We start from the raw sequence: 18,929 nt of genomic DNA on the forward strand, positions 1-18,929 counted from the left end.
CCACGGCGCCCACCTGCGCCGCCTCGTCGAGACCCGGGCGCGGACGCTCGGGTTCTGCGGCCTGCGCGTGACCCGACCCGACCGGCTGCCCGACCTGCCCGGCCGCCTGTCCGCCTGGCTCGCCGAGGGCGCGCAGGGCACCATGGACTGGATGGCGGAGCGGGCCGACCAGCGCGCCAGCCCGATCGCGCTGTGGCCCGGTCTGCGCAGCATCCTGGTCCTGGCGATGAGCTACCGGCCGGAGCACGATCCCCTCGACCTCGTGGCGCGTCGCGACCGCGGTGCCGTCGCCGCCTACGCGCAGCGGCGGGACTATCACGAGGTTTTGAAGGGCCGCCTGAAAGAATTGGGTGGGTATCTGTCGGCCAAGGGCGACGTGCGGGTGAAGGTCTTCTGCGACACCGCCCCCGTCATGGAGAAGACCCTGGCGGAGGCGGCCGGCCTCGGCTGGCAGGGCAAGCACACGGTGCTGATCTCTCGCGGGCACGGCAACTGGCTGCTCCTCGGCGCGATCTACACGAGCGCGGAATTCGAGCCCGACCCGCCGGAGCCCGACCGTTGCGGCTCGTGCCGCGCCTGCCTGGACGTCTGCCCCACCGACGCGTTTCCGGCGCCTTACCGGCTCGATGCCCGCCGCTGCATCTCGTACCTGACGATCGAGCATGCCGGGCCGATCCCCCCGGCGTTCCGGGAAGCGATCGGCAACCGGGTGTTCGGCTGCGACGATTGCTTGGCCGTCTGCCCCTGGAACAAGTTCGCCCGCACCGCGGCGGAGAGCCGCCTCGCCGCGCGGGCGGACCTAGCGGCCCCGGCGCTCGCGGATCTCGCGGGCCTCGACGACGCGGCGTTCCGCACCTTCTTCGCCGGCACGCCGGTGAAGCGCACTGGGCGCGACCGCTTCCTCCGCAACGTCATGATCGCGATCGGGAATTCCGAAGACCCGTCGCTCGCGGAGGCGGCCCTCGCGCGCCTGCGCGACCCGTCTCCACTGGTGCGCGGCATGGCGGTCTGGGCCTGCGGCCGGCTGCTGGCGCCCGAGGCCGTGCGCGCGCTCGGGCGCCAGCACGGCGATTCCGAGACCGACGCCCACGTGCGGGACGAGTGGCGGGCCGCCACCGGCTTGACGGAACCGCGGACGGACGAGACATCCGCGGCATGAACCTCTTCGTCTTCGGGCTCGGCTTCACCGGCCGCCACTTCGCCGAGCGGGCACGGGCGCGCTTCGGGACCGTCCGCGCCACCGTCACCGACCCCGCGGCCGCCGACCGCATCGCGGCGGAGACCGGTTTCGCGATGCGCGCCTTCGGGCCGGAGGCCGACGATCCCCGGATCGCGGCGGATCTCGCCGACACGGACGTGCTCCTGGTCTCGGCGCCCCCCGGCGAGGCCGGCGACCCGGTGCTGGCCCGCTACGCCGACGCCGTCGCGGCGAGCCGGATCCGGTGGATCGGCTACCTGTCGACCATCGGCGTCTACGGCGACCAGGGCGGCGCCTGGATCGACGAGACTGCGCCGGCGACCCCGCGCAGCGCCCGGTCCAAGGTGCGCGTCGACGCCGAGGCGGCGTGGCTGGCGCTCGGCGCCGCGACCGGCAAGGCCGTGCAGGTGTTCCGGCTCTCGGGCATCTACGGACCCGGGCGCAACCCGATCGTGAAGCTGCGGGAGGGGCGCTCGCAGCGCATCGTGAAGGCCGGGCAGGTCTTCAACCGCATCCACGTCGACGACATTGCCACGACGCTGCTCGCCTCGATCGACCGGCCGCGGCCGGGGGCGATCTACAACGTCACCGACGACGAGCCGACCGCGCCCCAGACCGTGACCGAGCACGCGGCCGCCCTCACAGGCCTGCCGCTGCCGCCCGAGATCGATTTCGAGACCGCCGACCTGTCGCCGATGGCGCGCAGCTTCTACGGCGAGAACAAGCGCGTCCGGAACCGCCTGATCCGCGACGAACTCGGCGTCGCGCTCGCCTATCCGACCTACCGCGAGGGGCTCGCGGCGCTCAAGGATCAGCCCTGATCAGGCCTCGAGGTGGCGCGGCCGGACGAGGCGGCGGAGCAGGCCGTCGCGCGGGCCGACCATCATCGAGGCGACGTAGAGGGCACCGGCCGCCAGCACGATGGCCGGCCCGCTCGGCACGTCGTACCGGTACGACAGGCTGAGCCCCGACACGCTCGCCAGGGCCGCGATCAGCATCGAGACCGGGATCAGGCCGGCGAGGTCGCGGGCCCAGAACCGGGCCGCCACCGCCGGCAGCAGCATCAGCCCCACCGCCAGCAGCGTGCCGAGGGCCTGGAACCCGCCGACGAGGTTCACCACCACCAGCGCCAGGAAGGCGAGGTGAACCGGGCCGCCGCTGCGGCTGACGCTCCGCAGGAACAGGGGATCGACGCATTCCATCACGAGCGGCCGGTAGATCAGGGCCAGGGCCAGCAGGGTCAGCGTGCTGATGCCACCGAGCAGCCACAGCGCGGCGTCGTCGAGCGCCAGGACCGAGCCGAACAGGAAATGCATGAGGTCGATCTGCGAGCCGCGCAGGGAGACCAGCAGCACGCCGGCCGCGAGCGAGATGAGGTAGAAGGCCGCGAGATTCGCGTCCTCCCGGACGACCGTCGCGCGGGTGACGGCGCCGGCCAGGAGGGCGACCGCGAGCCCGGCGACGAGGCCGCCCAGCGTCATCGCCGGCAGCGACAGGCCGGCGACGAGGAAGCCGACCGCGGCGCCGGGCAGGATCGCGTGGCTCATCGCGTCGCTCATCAGGCTCATGCGGCGCAGCGTCAGGAACACGCCGATGGGTGGCGCCGAGACCGACAGGGCGAGGCAGCCCGCCAGGGCCCGGCGCATGAAGCCGAACTCCACGAACGGCGCGAACAGGGATCCGAGCGGATCGGTCACGCGGCGTCCTCGTGGTGGTGATGGTCCGCGCCGCCGTGGTCGTGCGCCGCCGCGACGGCTCGCGGCCCGGCGCAGATCGCCGCGCCCTCGTCCCAGGCCTCGGACAGGTTGCGGGCGCGCGCGAGGTTCTCGGCCGCCAGGACCCGCGCGGTCGGACCCCAGGCCACGGGCTCTCGGGCGAGCAGCAGCGTCGTCGGGAAATGCGCGCGGACCTGCTGGAGGTCGTGGAGGGCCGCGACCACGGTCCGCCCCTCGGCGTGCCACGTGCGGATGAGTGCCAGGAGATCGTCGACCGTCCGCGAGTCGATGCCGGTGAACGGCTCGTCGAGGAGCACGACCGGGCAGTCCTGCAGGATCAGACGGGCGAACAGGGCGCGCCGGAACTGTCCGCCCGACAGAGTGCCGATCGGGCGCGCCGCGAAGCCGTCGAGGCCGACCGTGGCCAGCGCCGCCTCGATCGCCGGACGCCGCCGGGTGAGGCTGCGCCACGCCCCCGCGCGCCGCCAGAGGCCCATGCCGGCGAGATCCATGACGGTGAGCGGGAAGCTCCGGTCGATCTCGTCGACCTGCGGCATGTAGGCGAGGGCGCCGGCGCGCTCGATGCGCCCGTCCAGGCAGCGGATCTCTCCGGCCATGCCCTTGAGGAGCGTCGACTTGCCGGCTCCGTTCGGGCCGACGAGGGCGAGCAGGTCGCCGGCCCGCACGGACCCGTCGAGGTGGTGGACCGCCGGATGCCGGTCGTAACCGAGGGTGAGACCGACGAGGCGGATCGGATCCGGGCGCGCGCCGCTCATGTCGCCAGCGCCCAGGCGATGGTCAGCCAGACCAGCGCCGAGAGCAGCGCGGCGAGCGCCAGCCGCAGGCCGATCCCGCTCTGGAACAGCGATCGCCGCGCCGCGTGTCTCGGGCTGGGAATGGTCGGCACGGGGTCCTCGTCGCGCGCTCACGCCGGCGCGGGTACCGCGCGGGGCTACTGGTGCGCTGCTGGGCGGCGGTGATACACTGTAACAAACCCGTGGGACAACCTGCGGATCACGTCTGGAGCGATCATGCACCGTCACGAGGGTCACGACGCGTGCCACGCCGGCACCGGTGACATGCTCGCGCGGGCCGAGGCCCTGTGTCGCGAGCGTGGTCTTCAGTTCACGCCCCTGCGCCGGGAGGTGCTCGAGGCCGTGGCCGAGTCCGCCAAGGCTCAGGGCGCCTACGATATCGCGGAGCGGCTGAGCGCGCCGGGCAAGCGCGTGGCCCCGGTCTCGGTCTACCGCGCCCTCGACTTCCTCATGGAGCAGGGGCTGGTCCACCGGATCGCGAGCCGCAACGCCTTCATCCCCTGCGCGCACGGCCACGCCCCCGGGGAGGGGGTCATCTTCCTGATCTGCCGCACCTGCGGCGGCGTCGACGAGGCCTCGTCGGAGGAAGTCGAGGGCAGCCTGGGGCGGACGCTGGAGCGGGCTGGCTTCACCCCGACCCACAGTATCCTGGAGGTCGAGGGCGATTGCGGCGCCTGCCGGGAGCGGAAGCAGGCCCCCTGAGGCGCCACTTCCAGGGCGGACGGCCGCCGGGTGCCGGTCAGAAGGCGTTCTGGTAGGCGCGGCGCGAGACGACCGTCTGGATCATGATCTGGATGTCGAACCAGATCGACCAGTTGTCGATGTAGTGCAGGTCGCAGGCGACGCGCCGCTCCATGGCGAGGTCGGTCTGCGTCTCGCCGCGGTAGCCGTTGACCTGGGCCCAGCCGGTGATCCCGGGCTTCACGTTGTGCCGGCGGGCGTAGAGGGCGATCCGGCGCTCGAAGCTCCGATCGTGCGCCAAAGCGTGCGGACGGGGGCCGACCAGCGACATCTCTCCGCGCAGGACGTTGATCAGCTGGGGCAGCTCGTCGAGGTTCGTCCGGCGCAGGATCGCGCCGATCCGGGTGATGCGGCTGTCGTTGCGGGTCGCCTGCCGGAAGGCGGCGTTCGGATCCGCCCGCATCGACCGGAACTTGAAGACGCCGAACGGCTGCTGGTTAAAGCCGTAGCGCTTCTGCCGGAAGAAGACCGGGCCGGGGCTGTCGAGCTTGATCGCCACCGCGATCGCGGCGAGCAGCGGCGACAGCGACACGAGGGCGATGGTCGCCACCGTCAGGTCGAGGGCGCGCTTCAGCATGACCTCGCCGACGTTGAGCGGACGGCGGCCGATGTTGATCCCCGAGACGCCGCCGACCCGGGCGACCTGCAGGTCCGGGAACCGGTCGAGGACCGCGCCGGGACGCAGGTGGAGGGCCGAGGGCACCCGCAGGAAGGCGTCGATGCAGCGCTCGACCTCCGCGGTGTCGGCCCAGGGCACCAGCACGAAGACGTCGTCCGGCCGCAGGAAGCGGACGACGGAGACGGCGAGGTCGAGATCCTCCTGCAACTGGTCGTGGCGCGTGGCCGCGTCGGCGCCGGGATCGACCCGCCGCAGGTAGCTCGTCCCGATGATCCGCGAGCCGAGCTGGTCGACCTCCTTGCCGGCGTAGAAGCGCGCGATGTCCTCCTCGTAGCCCACGAGGTGGATCCGGCTGGCGGTGGCCGATCCGGCGCTCAGCCGCTCGCGCACGAGCCGGCGCACCGCGGCCCGCGCCGCGATGAGCACCGGCAGGCCGGCGGCGAAGATCCCGAGCGAGACGAGCCGCGAGTAATCGTTGGTCGTCTTCGTCATGAAGCTGACGACGAGCACGGCGGCCCAGGCGATCAGCCAGAGCGAGGCCACCCGCTGGACGCCCGGCTTCTGCGCCATCACGTTCTCGAGGCTGTACTCCTCGCGCAGGACGTTCGTGGCGACGATCACCAGCGCCAGCAGCGCCGACAGCCGCGAGCCGCGGACGAGACCCGCCCACACCGTGCCGTCCTGCGCGAGGACTTGGTAGGCGCATTCGAGGCCCAGCGTGACCGCCACGATCGCCGCGATGTCGGTGGCGGCGAGAGTCATGGACAGGGCGATGCGTGCCAGCGCACGGCCGCGGCGCGGCAGCAGGGCCGACCACACATTGCGGCGGCGCTCCGCCGAGGTCGGCAGCGCCTGAAACGTCTCCGGAAGCCGATCGTGAAACATCTGACCCGCAACGTCCCGTCTTAGTCGGACTCTGTACCAGTCTGAGACACGAAAGGTTTCAGCGCCGCCTGGTGACGGTCACGGAGCAAGCCGCGGGCCCGGCGGGTTCACGATCGCAGTCGCGGATGAGCGCTGCGACTTAGGGCCTGCTTCCGGAGGAGGCAATACATAGTTAATGCTGAGTGACTGTTCGGCGCAGCCGGCCGTCGCGAGGTTTGACGGGGGACCGTTTTCGCCGGAGCTATTTCAATTCACGCGAGTTTCTTTCATCGCGGTTTCAACCGGATCGGCGCCTCGAATGACCCCGGCCGAAGGGCGGCCGGGGTCCGCCGCGTTCAGACGGCGTCCGCGTCCTGGCGCGCATCGGCCGTCCCGCCGACCGTCTGGATCGTCTCGAAACCCTCGAATTGGGGGTGGCCGAGATACAGGGGCTTGGTCGAGGGCACGCGGCCATGCGCCTTGCGGAACTGCTCGGACCGGGTCCAGGCCTCGAAATCGGCACGCGATCGCCAGATCGTGTGCGAGGCGTAGAGCACGTGGTCCTCGTGCTCGGGGCCGCGCAGCAGGTGAAACTCGACGAAGCCCGGCATCTCGCCGAGGTGGCTGTCGCGCCCGAGCCAGACGGCCTCGAAATCCGCCGTCGCGTCCTTAACGACCTTGAAGCGATTCATCGCGATGAACATGCGTGCCTCCTGCGCGGTACCGAACCTACATGCCCCTGTGGTCCTAAGGGGTACCGCCGCGCGGCGACAAGGCGCACCTCGAAAGCAGCCCTGACCTCCACGTCGACATTTGAGCAACAATGTTGCAAAGATGTGTGGGCTTAAACTAGAAGATGTAACCTTCGACTTGCGAAGCTTGACAACTTGGTGTCCTACTGCGCCCCGGTTCACCTGTGTCGGGATCAGGGCTATAGCCGGACATCGGCACGGAGTACCGGCAACCTGGCGTGCAGGACATGCGACTAAGGGGCGGACGGTGAAGCGGCGCGACAGCGAGGCGAAGACACCCCGTCCGCAGGAGGATGCAGCCCACGCCATGGACAAGGATTCCTCCGGCCAGACGATGCCGAAGCAGACGACGGACGTCGATCGCCTCGTCGGCATCCGGATCACAGCGCTGCGCAAGGCTCGCGGCATGAGCCAGACCGCGCTGGGCAACGCGGTCGGCGTGACCTTCCAGCAGGTTCAGAAATACGAGAAGGGCCAGAACCGGGTCGGGGCCGGCCGGCTGCGCGAGATCGCGCGCCTCCTCGAGGTTCCGGTCTCCGCGTTCTTCGAGGAGAACGAGCCGCGCGAGAACGCGCAGGAGGACGTGTTCGGCTTCCTCAGCGCCCACGGCGCCATCGAGCTGCTGCGCGCCTACGCCCAGATCGAGGACGAGCAGATGCGCCGCGACGTGCTCGCGCTGGTCCGCAGCGCCGCGCGACTCGCGCAGAACCGCGGCGCAACCGCGCCGACGACGGATCCGGCCTGACCGGCGCGCGAAACAGGCTTCACCTCGGGGACCTTCGAAGCGGCTGCGCCGAGCCCGGCGTCACGGCGGATCGGTCGCGATCAGGTGGAAGAAGCTGCCGGTGACGGGTCCGACCCGGTGGCCGGCCAGTCCCAGATCGACACCTTCGGCATCCGTCACGCGGGCGAGCGCCGTTTCCTCCGGCGCGATCGGCGAGAGCTCGCTGGCGTAGTGGAATTCGTGGCCGACAAGGCGCGTGCCCGCGGCGCCGAGCAGGCCGGATTCGCAGAGCCGCGCGACGCGATAGCCGAGATGCAGCTTGCGCCGGTGATACGAGGTCGCGACCGGCAGCAGTCCGGCCATGGCATGGGTCGCTCCGTCGGCATCCTGCAACGTCTCGCCCAGGACCATGTAGCCGCCGCACTCCCCGTGGACCGGCCGGGTCCGCGCGAAGCGGCGCAGCCTGTCCAGGAAGCGGGTCGCGCCGGCGATCGGGCCCGCGTGCAGTTCCGGATAGCCGCCCGGCAGCCAGCAGACGTCGCAATCCTCGGGCGGTCCCTCGTCGGCCAAGGGCGAGAACGGCACGAGCTCGGCGCCGGCCATCCGCCACCCGGTCTCAAGATGCGGGTAGAGGAAGCTGAACGCCGCGTCCCGGGCGACCGCCACGCGCTGTCCGGGCGGCCGGGGCAGGCGGCCACCGGAGGGCGGTACGGTGCCGCTCGCGCAGGCCGTCACGGCGTCGAGGTCGATGCCCGCCTCCGCGAGGTCGGCGAGCCTGTCGAGGCGCGCGGCGAGATCCGCGGTCTCGCCGGCCTGCACGAGCCCCAGGTGGCGCTCGGGCAGGACGAGCTGCGCGTCGCGCATCAGCGCGCCGAGCACCGGCAGCCCCGCGCGCTCCATGCCGGCTTCGACGAGGCGCCGGTGACGGGCGCTCGCCACCTTGTTGAGGATCACGCCGGCGATCCGGATGCGGGGATCGTAGAGCTTGCAGCCGAGCGCCACGGCGGCCGCCGATTGCGCCGCGCCCGACACGTCCACCACGAGCACCACCGGCCAGCCGTAGCGCGCGGCGATGTCGGCATTCGCCCCGGTGCGGTTCTCGGCCGCCCGGACGCCGTCGAACAGGCCCATGGACCCCTCGGCGATCAGCAGATCGGCCGCCGCCGCCGTCGCGCCCGCCAGCGCGTCGAGGAGCGGCGGCGCCATGGCGAAGCTGTCGAGGTTGAAGCTCGGATGGCCGGTCGCGGCCTGGTGGAAGGCCGGATCGATGTAGTCCGGGCCGCACTTCGCGCCGCGCACCCGCAGGCCGCGCCGGGTGAGGGCGCGCATGAGCGCGAGGGCGACGGTCGTCTTGCCGGAGCTGGAGCGCGGCGCCGCGACGAGGAGGCCGGGGGCACTCACGACCGCGACCCCACCGTGCCGCCCGGCCGGTAGCGCCGGTCGTAGTCGGGCGCGTAGAGGGCGCTCTCGCGGAACTCCGCGGCGCCCAGCGCCGGTCCGACCAGGATCAGGGCGGTGCGCTCCAGACCGGCCTCCGCGACGAGCCCGGGCAGCGCGGCGAGATCGCCCACGAGCGCCCGCTCGTCCGGCCAGGAGGCTCGGAACACCGCCGCCGCCGGGCAAGACGGGCCGTAGAAGGGGATCAGCTCGGCGGCGACGGCCTCGACGACGTGGATCGACAGGTGAATCGCCAGGGTCGCGCCGGTGGCCGCGTAGGCCGCCAGCGTCTCCCGCTCGGGCATGGCGCTCGCCCGCCCGGAGGTGCGGGTCAGGACCACGGTCTGGGCCACGCCCGGGACCGTCAGCTCCCGGCGCAGCAGCGCGGCCGCGGCCGCGAAGGCGGGGACACCCGGCGTCACCGTGTAGGGAATGGCCAGCGCGTCGAGCCGGCGCATCTGCTCGGCCAGGGCGCTCCAGATCGACAGGTCGCCGGAATGCAGGCGCGCCACGTCCTGGCCGGCCGCGTGCGCCGAACGGATCTCCGCCAGGATGGCGTCGAGGTCGAGGGGCGCCGTGTCGACGATCCGGGCACCGGGCGGGCACCAGCCCAGGATCTCGGGTGCGACGAGCGACCCGGCGTAGAGGCAGACGGGACAGGCGGCGATGCGGTCGCGCCCGCGCACCGTGATCAGGTCGGCCGCGCCGGGGCCGGCGCCGATGAAGTGGACGGTCATGGTTCCCGTGTCGTGTCGTATCGGACAGCCAGGGCGCAAGTGGCGCCGCCGCTCGCGATCCGGGGTAGGGCGAGGCGGCTCCGGGGCCCGGCGCCGGCGAGGGCCGCCGCCTCGGCCAGCGAGCCGACGCCGCGCAGGCGCTCGATCCGCGCCGAGCGGGTGACGACCTCGGCGTCGCGGGCCTCCAGCGCGGCGGCGGCGATGGAATGCGGTGCCAGGCCGAACCGGGCCGTCGCCGCGCGGATCGCCGGGTCCGACGCCCGGTCGTCAGCCGTGGCCACGGCCGCGAGGCTCGACCGCGCGGCGCCGACCAGGACGAGAGCGCGCTCGATCAACTCCGCGATCTCCTCGGCCTCGGTGCCCCGGCGGAACCCGATGCCGGCGACCAGCGCTCCGGTCACGGCTTGGTCCAGGCCCACTGGATCACCGTCATGGCCGGGCGCCAGCCGTGCATTCCCCCGACCGGGCTCGCCCGCTCCACGCCGTAGCGGCGCAGGCTCCCGCCATGCGCCGCGAAGGCCGCGAGCAGCGCGGCCTCGCCCTCGAGGGTCACGGCGTTGGCGACGCAGCGACCGCCGCCCGGCAGCGCTGCCAGCACGGTCGCGAGGACCCCCGGCTCCGAGACGCCGCCGCCGATGAAAACCGCGTTCGGCGCGGGCAGGCCGGCGAGCGCGCCCGGCGCCGTGCCGGCGACGACGGCGAGGTCCGGGGCGCCGAGCGCGACGGCGTTGCGGCGGATCCGCTCGACGCGGTCCGGCCTTCCCTCGATCGCGGTGGCGCGCAGGCTCGGGTGGCGCAGCATCCACTCGATCGCGATCGAGCCGGCGCCCGCACCGACATCCCAGAGATGCTGTCCCGGATGCGGGCGCAGCGCCGACAGGGTCAGGGCCCGGATCTCGGACTTGGTCAGCTGCCCGTCATTCTCGAACAGGTCGTCGTCGAGGCCTGGCGCGAGGGGCAGGGCGCGGCCGGCACCCGCCACCGCGAGCGCCACCGTGTTCAGCGGATCGAAGTCGGCGCCGTCGAACGCGTCGGCGCGGAGCGGGCGGACGCGCTCGCGCGGCCCGCCCATCGCCTCCAGCACCGTCAGCGTCGACGCGCCGAAGCCCCGGTCGCGCAGCAGGGCGGCAAGGGCGCCGGGCGTCGTGCCGTCCCACGACAGGACGAGGAGCCGCGCACCCGGCTGGAGATGCGGAACGATCCGGGTCAGTGCGCGACCGTGGAGCGTGACCAGGGCGCACTCGGCGAGCGGCCAGCCGAGCCGGGCGCAGGCGAGGCTGAAGGCCGAAGGCTGCGGGAAGGCGCGGATCTCGTCCGCCGGCACCAGCCGGGCGATCTCGGCGCCGATGCCGTAGTGGAACGGGTCGCCCGTGGCGAGGATGCAGGTCGGCCGGCCACGCCGCGCCAGGATCTCTGGATAGGCCTCGTGGATCGGGCTCGGCCAGGGCTGCGTCTCCGCGTCGAGCGGCCCGGCGAGGGCGAGGTGGCGCCGGCCTCCGTAGACCACGCGGGCGGCGTCGAGCGCGGCGGCGGCGGACGGCGTCAGTCCGGCCCGGCCGTCCTCGCCGATCCCGACGATCGACAGCCACGGGACGCTCGACAGCGGGTCAGCGCTCATGGACAAGGCGCTTATGAACACGCCGCTCCCGATCACCGGCACGATGCGGATCCTGATCCTCGGCGGGACCGGCGAGGCGAGCGCCCTGGTGCGGTCGCTCGCGGGGCAGGCGGATCGCGCCGTGACCCTCTCGCTGGCGGGACGGACGGCGGCGCCGAAGCCCGAGCCGGTCCCGACCCGGATCGGCGGGTTCGGCGGCGCCGAGGGCCTCGCCCGCTACCTGGAGGCCGAGGCGATCACCCGCCTGATCGACGCGACCCACCCGTTCGCCGCGCGGATCTCGGCCAACGCCGCGCGCGCGGCGGCCCTGACGGGCGTGCCGCTCCTCGCGATCCGCAGGCCGGCCTGGAGCCGGGAGCCCGGCGACGACTGGGTCGAGGTCGACGGGATGGAGGAGGCGGTCGCCGCCCTTGGCCCCGAGCCCCGGCGCGTGTTCCTGACGATCGGTCGACAGGAGGCCGGGGCCTTCGCGGCGGCGCCCCAGCACAGCTACTTGGCGCGGACGGTCGAGCCGCTGGGCGGCATCCTGCCGGTGCCGCATCTGACCGCCCTGGAGGCGCGCGGACCGTTCGACGCCGCGTCCGAGACGGCCCTGATGCGGGCGAGCCGGATCGAGATCGTGGTCAGCAAGAACGCGGGCGGCGCGGCGACCTACGGCAAGATCGCGGCGGCGCGCGGCCTCGGAATCCCGGTCGTGATGGTGCGTCGGCCGGGCAAGCCCGACGTGCCGAGCGTCGCGGACGCCGCCGGCGCGCGCGACTGGCTGGACGCGGGCGATCACGCCGATCCCTCGACCTTGCGGGCCGTGTAGACGAAGGGCGCCCGGCCCGCGCGCGGGATCAGCCGCGTCGTCGAGGCGCCCAGGATCACCATCGTGGCCATGTCGGCCGGCACCGCGGGCGCCTCGGCGAGGGTCGCGACGCGGATCGCCTCGTCCGGCCGGCTGACGGCGCGGGCGAACATCACCGGCGTCTCGGGCGCGCGGATCCCGGCCGCGATCTCCAGCGCCGCCCCGAGCTGCCAGGGCCGGGCGGTGGAGATCGGGTTGTAGAGCGCCACCACGAAATCCGCGCGCAGCACCGCCTCCAGCCGCGCGGTCACGACCGGCCAGGGTTTCAGGTTGTCCGAGAGCGAGAGCGCGCAGAAGTCGCCGCCGAGCGGTGCCCCGAGCCGGGCCGCGGCGGCGAGCATCGCGGTGATGCCCGGCTCCACCGTGATGGCGAGGTCGCGCCAGCCGGGCTCGCCGTACTCGACCGCCTCGAACACCGCCGCCGCCATGGCGAAGACGCCGGGATCGCCGCCGGAGACGACCGCGACCCGGCGGCCGGAGGCGGCGAGCTGCAGCGCGTGGCGCGCCCGGTCGACCTCCACCCGGTTGTCACTGGCGTGCCGGACGAGGCCGGGCCGCTCGGGCACGCGGGCCACGTAGGGGAAGTAGCCGACGACGTCCTCCGCCGCGTCCAGCGCCCGGCGGGCCGACTCGGTCAGCAGGGCCGCGTCGCCCGGCCCGAGGCCGACGACGGTGAGGCTTCCGCTCACGGTCGCCGGCCCTCTCCGGGCAGGAGCACCATCGAGAAGTAGGGCGCGTCGTCGTCGGCCTTGTCGGCCAGCATCACGACCCGCTCGCCCGCCATCGTGCCGCGCTCCACGTAGACCGCGCGCGCGAGCAGCCCGGCGGCCGACAGGGCGGCCCGGACCTTCGGCAGGTGCCGCCCGAGCTTCATCACCACGGCCGCGTCCGTGCCGCGCAGGCGCTCGGTCAGCGCGTCGAGCGACAGGGTCGCCGGCAGGACGGTGAGGACGTCGTCGCCCCACGTGATCGGCGTGCCGGCCCGGGTCCAGCAGCCCGACATGCCGGTGACGCCCGGAACCACCTCCACGGGGAACCGGTCCTTCAGGCGCCGCCAGAGGTGCATGAACGAGCCGTAGAAGAACGGATCGCCCTCCGACAGGATCGCGACGTCGCGCCCGGCGCCCAGGTGATCGGCGAGCTGCCCGGCCGCCTCGTCGTAGAATCCGGCCAGCGCCGCGACGTAGTCCGGGTGCTCGGGATGGATCTCGGTCGTGTAGGGATAGGCGAGGGCCATCTCGCGGGCCGGGTCGCGCAGGATCGCGTCCGCGATGGTGCGGGCGTTGCCCCGCCGGCCGCGCTTGCAGAAATGCACCAGCACGGGCGCGCGCATCAGGATGCGCTGCGCCTTCACGGTCAGCAGCTCCGGATCGCCCGGGCCCATCCCGACGCCGTAGAGCGTGCCCGTCACCGCGGCCGCGGGGATCTCCTCGGTCGGGCCGTCGAGGCGCTCGAAACCGTCCATCACTCGACCTCGCTGGCGAGCGCGTTGACCGCCGCGGCCGTCATGGCGCTGCCGCCGCGCCGTCCGTGCACGACTACGAACGGCACGCGGCCGTCCCGCGCCAGGGCCTCCTTCGACTCCGCCGCGCCGACGAAGCCGACCGGAATGCCGATCACCGCGGCGGGCGGTGCCACGCCGGCATCGAGCAGCTCCAAGAGGCGGAACAGGGCGGTCGGGGCGTTGCCCACCGCCACGACGCTGCCCGGGAGATGCTCCCGCCACAGCTCCATGGCGGCCGCGGAGCGGGTCGTGCCGAGGCTCTTGGCGAGGTCCGGCACGCGCGGGTCGCCCAGGGTGCAGATCACCTCGTTGCCGGCCGGCAGCCGCGCCCGGGTGACGCCGTCGGCGACCATGCGGACGTCGCACAGGATCGGTGCGCCGGCCTTCAAGGCCGCGACGCCGGCCTCGGCGAAACCGGGCGCCATCTCCACGTCGGCCGGCAGGTCGGTCATGCCGCAGGCATGGATCATGCGGACGACGACGCGCTCGGCGGCGCCCGACCAGCGCCCGAGAGCGGACTCGGCGCGGATCATTGCGAAGGAGCGCGCGTAGATCGCGCCGCCGTCGCGGATGTAGTCGTAGCGGGACGGGGACTCGTGGGCCGCGGCTGGCTCCGATCCTGTCTGGCGCAGGGCGTTCTGGCTCGCGCTCATGCCGGTCTCCTGGTCCTCCCGCATTCCGAAGGGGTGATCTCCGGCGCGAAGGCGGCGGAGAGCCCGTCGATCTCGGCCCTTCCTAGCCGCTCCAGCACGGCCTCGATAGGGAGATCCATCGCCGGCTCATCGCCGGGCGCACCCCCGATCACAACGCCGTAGAGGCCGTCGCGGCCGACGAGGGTCAGGTCCGCCGCACCCGGCCGCGCGCAGCCCTTGGCGCAGCCCGAGACGTGCGCGGCATGGCCCGCGGCCGCCAGGGTGCCGAACGCCGCCGCGAGGCGGGCCGCGTCCGCGAGCGTGGGGGTCGATCCGGAGGCGCAGCCCGGCGCCCCCGTGCAGGCCGCGATCGCGCGCCGCGGATCGTCGGGGACGACGATGAACTCGGCCGCGAGCGCCGCAATCGCGGCCGCCGCTTCGGCAGCGGCCGGCGCCAGCATCACGAAGCCGCGCGTGGGGGAGAGGCGGATCTCGTCGGAGCCGATCGCCGCTGCCGTAGCCGCGATCCGGTCGAGGGCGTCGGCAGTGCAGCGCCCGAAGGGCGCGTCGGCGGCGACGCTCCGAAGGTCGCGTCCGCCCGCCGGACGCGCCGGCTCCCGTTGCGGTGCGAAGCCCCGATGCGCCTGTGCCGGTCCGGCGGGGGACTCTCCTGACGGAAGCGCCTCGGTCAGCGCGGTCCGCTCGTCGTCCGACAGGTCGCGCATCCGGCGCCGGCCAGTCCGCGCGAAGGCTCCGAGCAGGGCCGCCACGTGGCCCGGCGCCGCGTCCTCCGCGCAGGTCAGGAGCGTCCGCTGGGTCTCACCGTGCGCGACCGTGATCGCGACGCGGCCCGGCCCCTCGGCGACGACGCAGAGATCCGCCTCCGGCAGCGCCCGGCCGGGGCGGCCCTCGACAGCGACCAGGGTCTTGGCCGGCAACCCCGGGATCGCGAGCCCCGCGGTCTCGATCGCCCGGGCGAGGGCCGGCACGTCGATCGTCTCGTCCGGGTCGTGGCCGGCCAGGGGGCTCGTGAGCGTCAGGCGCTGGGGGCCGCCGTCGGCGCGCACGTCGCCGAGGCCCCGGGCCGCGAGCCAAGTGGCCAGCGGCGCGCGCGTCGCCTCGGAGACGCCGCGTATCTGGAGATTGGCCCGGGCGGTGAGATCCAGGTGCCCGTTCCCGAAGCGCCGCGCACCCTCCGCCACGGCGCGGGCCTGATCGAGGGTCAGGATCCCGAGCGGCGGATGCACGCGCGCGAGCAACCCGTCGCCCGTCGGCATGGGCCGCGCCAGACCGGGACACCAGCCCCGGCGGGCCGGTGCCTCGGGCAGGACGCGCCGATGCGGGGCGGCACTCACTCGGCGGCCTCGCGCATCAGGGCGTCGGCCGGGAGGGCGTTGCGCCGGCTGTGCCAGAGGCCGCGGTCCCGCGCCTCGTCGAACCGCTCCAGGATCGCCCGGGCCGCGGCGGGATTGGCGGCGCGCAGGCGCTCGAACACCTCGGCGTCGGCGATCCAGGCCGCGTAGAGCGCCTCGAAGCCCGCATTTGTCACCGCGTCGCTCGCGGCGGCCAGGACGAAGACCGCGTCGAGCCCCTGGGCGAGCTCCTGCGCGCCCCGGTAGCCGTGGCGCAGCTGGGCCGCGATCCAGCGGGGGTCGGCGAGGCGCCCGCGGATCAGGCGGGCCGCGTCTTCGCGGGCCGTCCGCGCCTTCGGCCGTTCCGGGACCGACACGTCGAGGCTGTAGAGGGCGGGGCTCGCCCCCTCCAGGGCCGCGGCCGCCGCGAAACCGCCCATCGCGTCGACGGCGGCGTCGCCGTCGAACAGGTCGCGCTCGGCCACGTCGAAGGCGTGGAGATAGGCGTCGGCCGCCGCGACGCGGGCGGCGAAATCGGCGTCGGGCCCCTCGCGGTCGCCGTAGGCGTGGCCGCTCGCGGCCAAGTAGGCGCGGCCGAGGTCGGCGCGGCCGTCCCAGGCGCCGTCGAGGGCTGTGGCGGCGGTGCCGGCGCCGTAGCGGCCGGGCGCGGCCCCGTAGACGCGCACCGACGCGTCGCCCCGCCGGCGCGCCGCCGCGAGGGGATTCTCGTCGTCGGCCTCGTCCCGGTCCGCCACGGCGCGGGCGGCGCGGTCGAGCAGCGCCAGCGTGTCGGGGAAGGTGTCGCGGAACGCGCCGGAGACGCGGACGGTGACGTCGATCCGCGGCCGGTCCAGCATGGCGAGGGGCAGGATCTCGAAGCCGGTGACGCGGGTGCTGGCATGGTCCCAGACTGGCCGGACGCCCATCAGGGCCAGGGCGTGGGCCACGTCCTCGCCACCGGTGCGCAGGGTCGGCGAGGCCCAGAGATCCATGACGATCCGGGCCGGATAGGCGCCCTCGTCCTGGAGGTAGCGGGTCACCACGGCGGCGGCGGCCTTCTCGCCGAGGAGTGCGGCGGCGCGGCTCGGGATGGCCCGCGGGTCGAGGGTCGCGAGGTTGCGCCCGGTCGGGAGCACGTCGGCCCGCCCGCGCGACGGCGAGCCCGAGGGGCCCGGCCGGACGAACCGCCCGTCGAGGGCCGCGAGCAGGCCGGTCCGCTCGGAGTCCGCGCTCGCCGCGACGGCGTCCGCGGCCCCGTCCGGGGCGCGGGCGAAGACGTGCAGGCCGTCCCGGAAGACGGTCTCGCCGAGATCGCAGAGATGGGCGTCGAGCCGCGTCAGCGCCTCGTCCATCGGCGTGTCCGGGCCGATCCCGGCACCGTCCAGCAGTCCGGACGCCGCAGCCTCCTCCAGGATGGCGCGGGCGATGAGGTCGGCGCGGCGGGGGTCGAGCACGCTGGCGGCGGAATACTCCTCCACCAGCTCGCGGAGGCGGGCCGCCTCGGGCGTCAGCGCGTGAACGGCGGTGTCGGGCGTGAGGTGCCCGAGCGCGACCCCGCCCAGGCGGCGCTTGAGCGGCGCGGCCTCACCCGGGTCGTCGACGATGAACGGGTAGATCACCGGCAGCCCGCCGACGCAGAGCGCCGGGAAGCAGTCGGGTGACAGGGCGACGGCCTTGCCCGGCAGCCACTCCGCGGTGCCGTGCGTGCCGAGCTGCACCAGGGCGTCGAATTGCTGCCGCAGGCCGAGATGGAAGGCTAGGTAGGCGTGGGTCGGGGCGCGGTCGAGGTCGTGGTAGCCGGTCTTGCGATCGGGGTCGCGGCCGCGGTCGGGCTGGAGGAAGACCGCGAGGCCGCCGTCCCGGACCATTCGGAACCGGAAGGCGCCGTCGACGCAGGCCGGGTCCGCCTCGGCCTCGCCCCAGCTGTCGGTCACGGCGGCGCGGACGTCCTCGGAGAGCGTGCGCCACCACGCCGCGTAGGCCGCGAGCGGCACCCGGAACGCGGGCGGCCCCTCCGTGAGCGCCGCCATCAGCGCTCCGGGCTCCGGAAGCGCGCCGGCCGCGTAGCCCGCGGCCGCGAGGTCGGCGGCGATCGCGCGGGCGCTCGCGGGCGTGTCGAGGCCGACCGCGAAGCCGGCCCGGCCGCCGCGGGCAGGGTAGTCGGACAGGACCAGGGCGACGCGCCGGGCCGCCCGGGGCAGGGCGGCCAGCCGCAGCCATCCCGCGGCCCGGTCGGCGAGCGCGGCGATGCCGGCCTCGTAGGGCACGGCGCGCCGCTCGGCGAAGCCGGCGATCTCGGCGCTCTCCTCCTTGAACGAGATCGGGAAGCCCGAGAGCCGGCCGTCGAATTCCGGCAGCGCGACCTGCATGGCGAGATCGGCCGCGCCGAGACCGCGGGCGGAGGCCTCCCAGGCCGCGCGGGGCGACCCCACCGTGAAGGCCTGGAGAACCGGGCAATCGGCGCCGTCGAGCACGAAGCCGGTCTCGTCCTCGCGGGCCGAGAAGGCGGTGGCGGCGATCACGAGATCGGGCCTGCGCGCGCGCACGGCAGCGGCGACCGCGGCGGCGGCCTGCGGCTCCTTCAGGCTCGACACGGCCATCGGCAGCACGCCGATCCCGCGCGCCCGCAGGGCGGCGGCGAGGGCGACGAACGGGCCGGTGTCGCCGCCGAGCACGGCGGAGCGGTAGATCAGCAGGAGCGCGACGGGCTCCGCCGCGCTGCGCGCTCCGGCGAGCGGGATCGCGGTTGCGGCCGCGGAGAGGGCTGCCTCGAGGGGAAGAACTCCGCAGCCGGGGCACCAGGGAAAGCCGCGCGGGAGCGGCACGGGCGGCTCGACCGGTCCGTCGGCGCCCAGGCGAATCGCCAGGCGCCGCAGCATCCGCCGCAAATTGTCGGGGCCGCCAGCCCGGAAATAGGCGTCGAGCTGCCCGGCGAGGTCGGGATCGGTGGAGAAGGCGGCGAGGCGCGGGTCCGGCCGGTCGTCGCCCGGCAGGACCGCGAGGACGACGCCGTGCGCCCGCGCGGCCTCGGCGCAGCGCTCGATCCCGTAGCGCCAGTAATCGAGGCCGCCCAGGCAGCGAATCACCACGACCTTGGCGCGCGCCACGACGCGCTCGACGTAGAGGTCAACCGAGAGCGGGTGCCGCAGCCTGGCGAGCTTCGCGAGCCGCAGGCTCGGCAGGCCGGGCTCCGCGGCGTGGGCCTGCCCGACCGACGCGAGGTCGCTGTCGGTGAAGGACAGCACCACGAGGTCGCCGGGCTCCTGCCCGAGATCCACGGCCGCCTCGCCCTCGTCGAGGGAGACGGAATCGATGCGCACGAGGTGCACCGCGGCGACCCCTAGAGCGAGTCCGGGCGGGCGTGCGCGACC

Annotated in this window: 19 protein-coding genes; 5 read left to right on the forward strand and 14 right to left on the reverse strand. The window is 74.2% G+C overall.

Annotated features, from left to right (window positions below; all coding sequences use genetic code 11):
* Positions 1-13 precede the first annotated feature (13 nt).
* Positions 14-1,159, forward strand: a complete 1,146-nt coding sequence (gene queG / locus LXM90_RS07865; RefSeq protein WP_081636509.1) for a tRNA epoxyqueuosine(34) reductase QueG — start codon at positions 14-16, stop codon at positions 1,157-1,159.
* Positions 1,156-2,019, forward strand: coding sequence for an SDR family oxidoreductase (locus tag LXM90_RS07870; protein ID WP_020094649.1), 864 nt, complete (start codon positions 1,156-1,158; stop codon positions 2,017-2,019). Before queG ends, LXM90_RS07870 begins: the two co-directional genes overlap by 4 nt.
* On the opposite strand, the gene LXM90_RS07875 is transcribed toward LXM90_RS07870, so the two are convergent.
* From LXM90_RS07875 to LXM90_RS31890, 3 genes are read right to left on the reverse strand one after another with little or no spacing between them, the layout of a single operon-like run.
* On the reverse strand, positions 2,020-2,844 hold the full coding sequence (locus tag LXM90_RS07875) for a metal ABC transporter permease (RefSeq protein ID WP_051123769.1): 825 nt from the start codon (positions 2,842-2,844) through the stop codon (positions 2,020-2,022). It abuts the gene before it with no gap.
* A 47-nt stretch (positions 2,845-2,891) separates the two neighbouring features.
* Complete coding sequence (locus LXM90_RS07880; RefSeq protein ID WP_020094647.1) at positions 2,892-3,689, reverse strand: metal ABC transporter ATP-binding protein; 798 nt, start codon at positions 3,687-3,689, stop codon at positions 2,892-2,894.
* Positions 3,686-3,820, reverse strand: coding sequence for a hypothetical protein (locus tag LXM90_RS31890; protein ID WP_020094646.1), 135 nt, complete (start codon positions 3,818-3,820; stop codon positions 3,686-3,688). The genes LXM90_RS07880 and LXM90_RS31890 overlap by 4 nt, the downstream gene beginning before the upstream one ends.
* A 124-nt stretch (positions 3,821-3,944) precedes the next feature.
* Between LXM90_RS31890 and LXM90_RS07885 the strand changes: the two genes are divergently transcribed.
* Positions 3,945-4,430, forward strand: a complete 486-nt coding sequence (locus LXM90_RS07885; RefSeq protein ID WP_020094645.1) for a transcriptional repressor — start codon at positions 3,945-3,947, stop codon at positions 4,428-4,430.
* Between the two features lie 37 nt (positions 4,431-4,467).
* Here the strand turns inward: LXM90_RS07885 and LXM90_RS07890 are convergent, their stop codons facing one another.
* Complete coding sequence (locus tag LXM90_RS07890; RefSeq protein ID WP_020094644.1) at positions 4,468-5,973, reverse strand: undecaprenyl-phosphate glucose phosphotransferase; 1,506 nt, start codon at positions 5,971-5,973, stop codon at positions 4,468-4,470.
* 335 nt (positions 5,974-6,308) lie between these two features.
* Positions 6,309-6,656 carry an antibiotic biosynthesis monooxygenase family protein gene (locus LXM90_RS07895; protein WP_042672224.1) on the reverse strand — a complete coding sequence of 116 codons (348 nt, stop codon included), beginning with the start codon at positions 6,654-6,656 and terminating at the stop codon, positions 6,309-6,311.
* 355 nt (positions 6,657-7,011) lie between these two features.
* Between LXM90_RS07895 and LXM90_RS07900 the strand changes: the two genes are divergently transcribed.
* Positions 7,012-7,449 (forward strand): helix-turn-helix domain-containing protein, encoded by a 438-nt coding sequence (locus LXM90_RS07900; protein ID WP_020094642.1) that lies wholly within the window; start codon positions 7,012-7,014, stop codon positions 7,447-7,449.
* A gap of 60 nt (positions 7,450-7,509) precedes the next feature.
* Here LXM90_RS07900 and LXM90_RS07905 read toward each other — a convergent pair whose 3' ends face one another.
* The 4 genes from LXM90_RS07905 to LXM90_RS07920 are packed head-to-tail and all read right to left on the reverse strand — an operon-like array spanning position 7,510 to position 11,220.
* On the reverse strand, positions 7,510-8,829 hold the full coding sequence (locus tag LXM90_RS07905) for a cobyrinate a,c-diamide synthase (protein ID WP_020094641.1): 1,320 nt from the start codon (positions 8,827-8,829) through the stop codon (positions 7,510-7,512).
* Positions 8,826-9,602 carry a precorrin-4 C(11)-methyltransferase gene (gene cobM / locus LXM90_RS07910; protein WP_020094640.1) on the reverse strand — a complete coding sequence of 259 codons (777 nt, stop codon included), beginning with the start codon at positions 9,600-9,602 and terminating at the stop codon, positions 8,826-8,828. Before cobM ends, LXM90_RS07905 begins: the two co-directional genes overlap by 4 nt.
* Positions 9,599-10,021, reverse strand: coding sequence for a cobalamin biosynthesis protein (locus LXM90_RS07915; RefSeq protein ID WP_020094639.1), 423 nt, complete (start codon positions 10,019-10,021; stop codon positions 9,599-9,601). The genes cobM and LXM90_RS07915 overlap by 4 nt, the downstream gene beginning before the upstream one ends.
* Entirely contained in the window at positions 10,000-11,220 is a 1,221-nt protein-coding gene (locus LXM90_RS07920; RefSeq protein WP_020094638.1) for a bifunctional cobalt-precorrin-7 (C(5))-methyltransferase/cobalt-precorrin-6B (C(15))-methyltransferase, read from the reverse strand. The genes LXM90_RS07915 and LXM90_RS07920 overlap by 22 nt, the downstream gene beginning before the upstream one ends.
* On the opposite strand from LXM90_RS07920, the gene LXM90_RS07925 reads away from it, so the two are divergent.
* Complete coding sequence (locus LXM90_RS07925) at positions 11,219-12,031, forward strand: cobalt-precorrin-6A reductase (RefSeq protein WP_020094637.1); 813 nt, start codon at positions 11,219-11,221, stop codon at positions 12,029-12,031. The genes LXM90_RS07920 and LXM90_RS07925 overlap by 2 nt on opposite strands.
* Here LXM90_RS07925 and cobJ read toward each other — a convergent pair.
* The 5 genes from cobJ to cobN all read right to left on the reverse strand — a co-directional run bounded on the left by cobJ (position 11,998) and on the right by cobN (position 18,887).
* Positions 11,998-12,759, reverse strand: a complete 762-nt coding sequence (cobJ, locus tag LXM90_RS07930; RefSeq protein ID WP_020094636.1) for a precorrin-3B C(17)-methyltransferase — start codon at positions 12,757-12,759, stop codon at positions 11,998-12,000. The genes LXM90_RS07925 and cobJ overlap by 34 nt on opposite strands.
* Entirely contained in the window at positions 12,756-13,535 is a 780-nt protein-coding gene (locus tag LXM90_RS07935; protein WP_020094635.1) for a precorrin-2 C(20)-methyltransferase, read from the reverse strand. Before LXM90_RS07935 ends, cobJ begins: the two co-directional genes overlap by 4 nt.
* The gene (locus LXM90_RS07940; protein ID WP_267965793.1) at positions 13,535-14,227 is read right to left on the reverse strand and encodes a precorrin-8X methylmutase; all 693 of its coding nucleotides are present in this window, start codon (positions 14,225-14,227) and stop codon (positions 13,535-13,537) included. The genes LXM90_RS07935 and LXM90_RS07940 overlap by 1 nt, the downstream gene beginning before the upstream one ends.
* A complete protein-coding gene (locus LXM90_RS07945) occupies positions 14,224-15,483 on the reverse strand; it encodes a precorrin-3B synthase (protein WP_081636505.1) in 1,260 nt (419 codons plus the stop codon). Before LXM90_RS07945 ends, LXM90_RS07940 begins: the two co-directional genes overlap by 4 nt.
* A 74-nt stretch (positions 15,484-15,557) precedes the next feature.
* Entirely contained in the window at positions 15,558-18,887 is a 3,330-nt protein-coding gene (gene cobN / locus LXM90_RS07950) for a cobaltochelatase subunit CobN (protein ID WP_020094632.1), read from the reverse strand.
* Positions 18,888-18,929 lie beyond the last annotated feature (42 nt).

The organism is Methylobacterium oryzae, from assembly GCF_021398735.1.
Lineage (GTDB): Bacteria > Pseudomonadota > Alphaproteobacteria > Rhizobiales > Beijerinckiaceae > Methylobacterium.

What these genes read in the sequence shown, in the direction of transcription:
- LXM90_RS07900 (WP_020094642.1), top strand. Translation starts at nt 7,012, where the DNA reads ATGGACAAGGATTCCTCCGGCCAGACGATGCCGAAGCAGACGACGGAC.
- LXM90_RS07935 (WP_020094635.1), bottom strand. Translation starts at nt 13,535, where the DNA reads ATGGACGGTTTCGAGCGCCTCGACGGCCCGACCGAGGAGATCCCCGCG.
- LXM90_RS07920 (WP_020094638.1), bottom strand. Translation starts at nt 11,220, where the DNA reads ATGAGCGCTGACCCGCTGTCGAGCGTCCCGTGGCTGTCGATCGTCGGG.
- LXM90_RS07885 (WP_020094645.1), top strand. Translation starts at nt 3,945, where the DNA reads ATGCACCGTCACGAGGGTCACGACGCGTGCCACGCCGGCACCGGTGAC.
- LXM90_RS07880 (WP_020094647.1), bottom strand. Translation starts at nt 3,689, where the DNA reads ATGAGCGGCGCGCGCCCGGATCCGATCCGCCTCGTCGGTCTCACCCTC.
- cobM (WP_020094640.1), bottom strand. Translation starts at nt 9,602, where the DNA reads ATGACCGTCCACTTCATCGGCGCCGGCCCCGGCGCGGCCGACCTGATC.
- LXM90_RS07875 (WP_051123769.1), bottom strand. Translation starts at nt 2,844, where the DNA reads ATGCGCCGGGCCCTGGCGGGCTGCCTCGCCCTGTCGGTCTCGGCGCCA.
- LXM90_RS07890 (WP_020094644.1), bottom strand. Translation starts at nt 5,973, where the DNA reads ATGTTTCACGATCGGCTTCCGGAGACGTTTCAGGCGCTGCCGACCTCG.
- LXM90_RS07870 (WP_020094649.1), top strand. Translation starts at nt 1,156, where the DNA reads ATGAACCTCTTCGTCTTCGGGCTCGGCTTCACCGGCCGCCACTTCGCC.
- LXM90_RS07945 (WP_081636505.1), bottom strand. Translation starts at nt 15,483, where the DNA reads ATGCCGACGGGCGACGGGTTGCTCGCGCGCGTGCATCCGCCGCTCGGG.
- LXM90_RS07895 (WP_042672224.1), bottom strand. Translation starts at nt 6,656, where the DNA reads ATGTTCATCGCGATGAATCGCTTCAAGGTCGTTAAGGACGCGACGGCG.
- LXM90_RS07925 (WP_020094637.1), top strand. Translation starts at nt 11,219, where the DNA reads ATGGACAAGGCGCTTATGAACACGCCGCTCCCGATCACCGGCACGATG.
- LXM90_RS07940 (WP_267965793.1), bottom strand. Translation starts at nt 14,227, where the DNA reads ATGAGCGCGAGCCAGAACGCCCTGCGCCAGACAGGATCGGAGCCAGCC.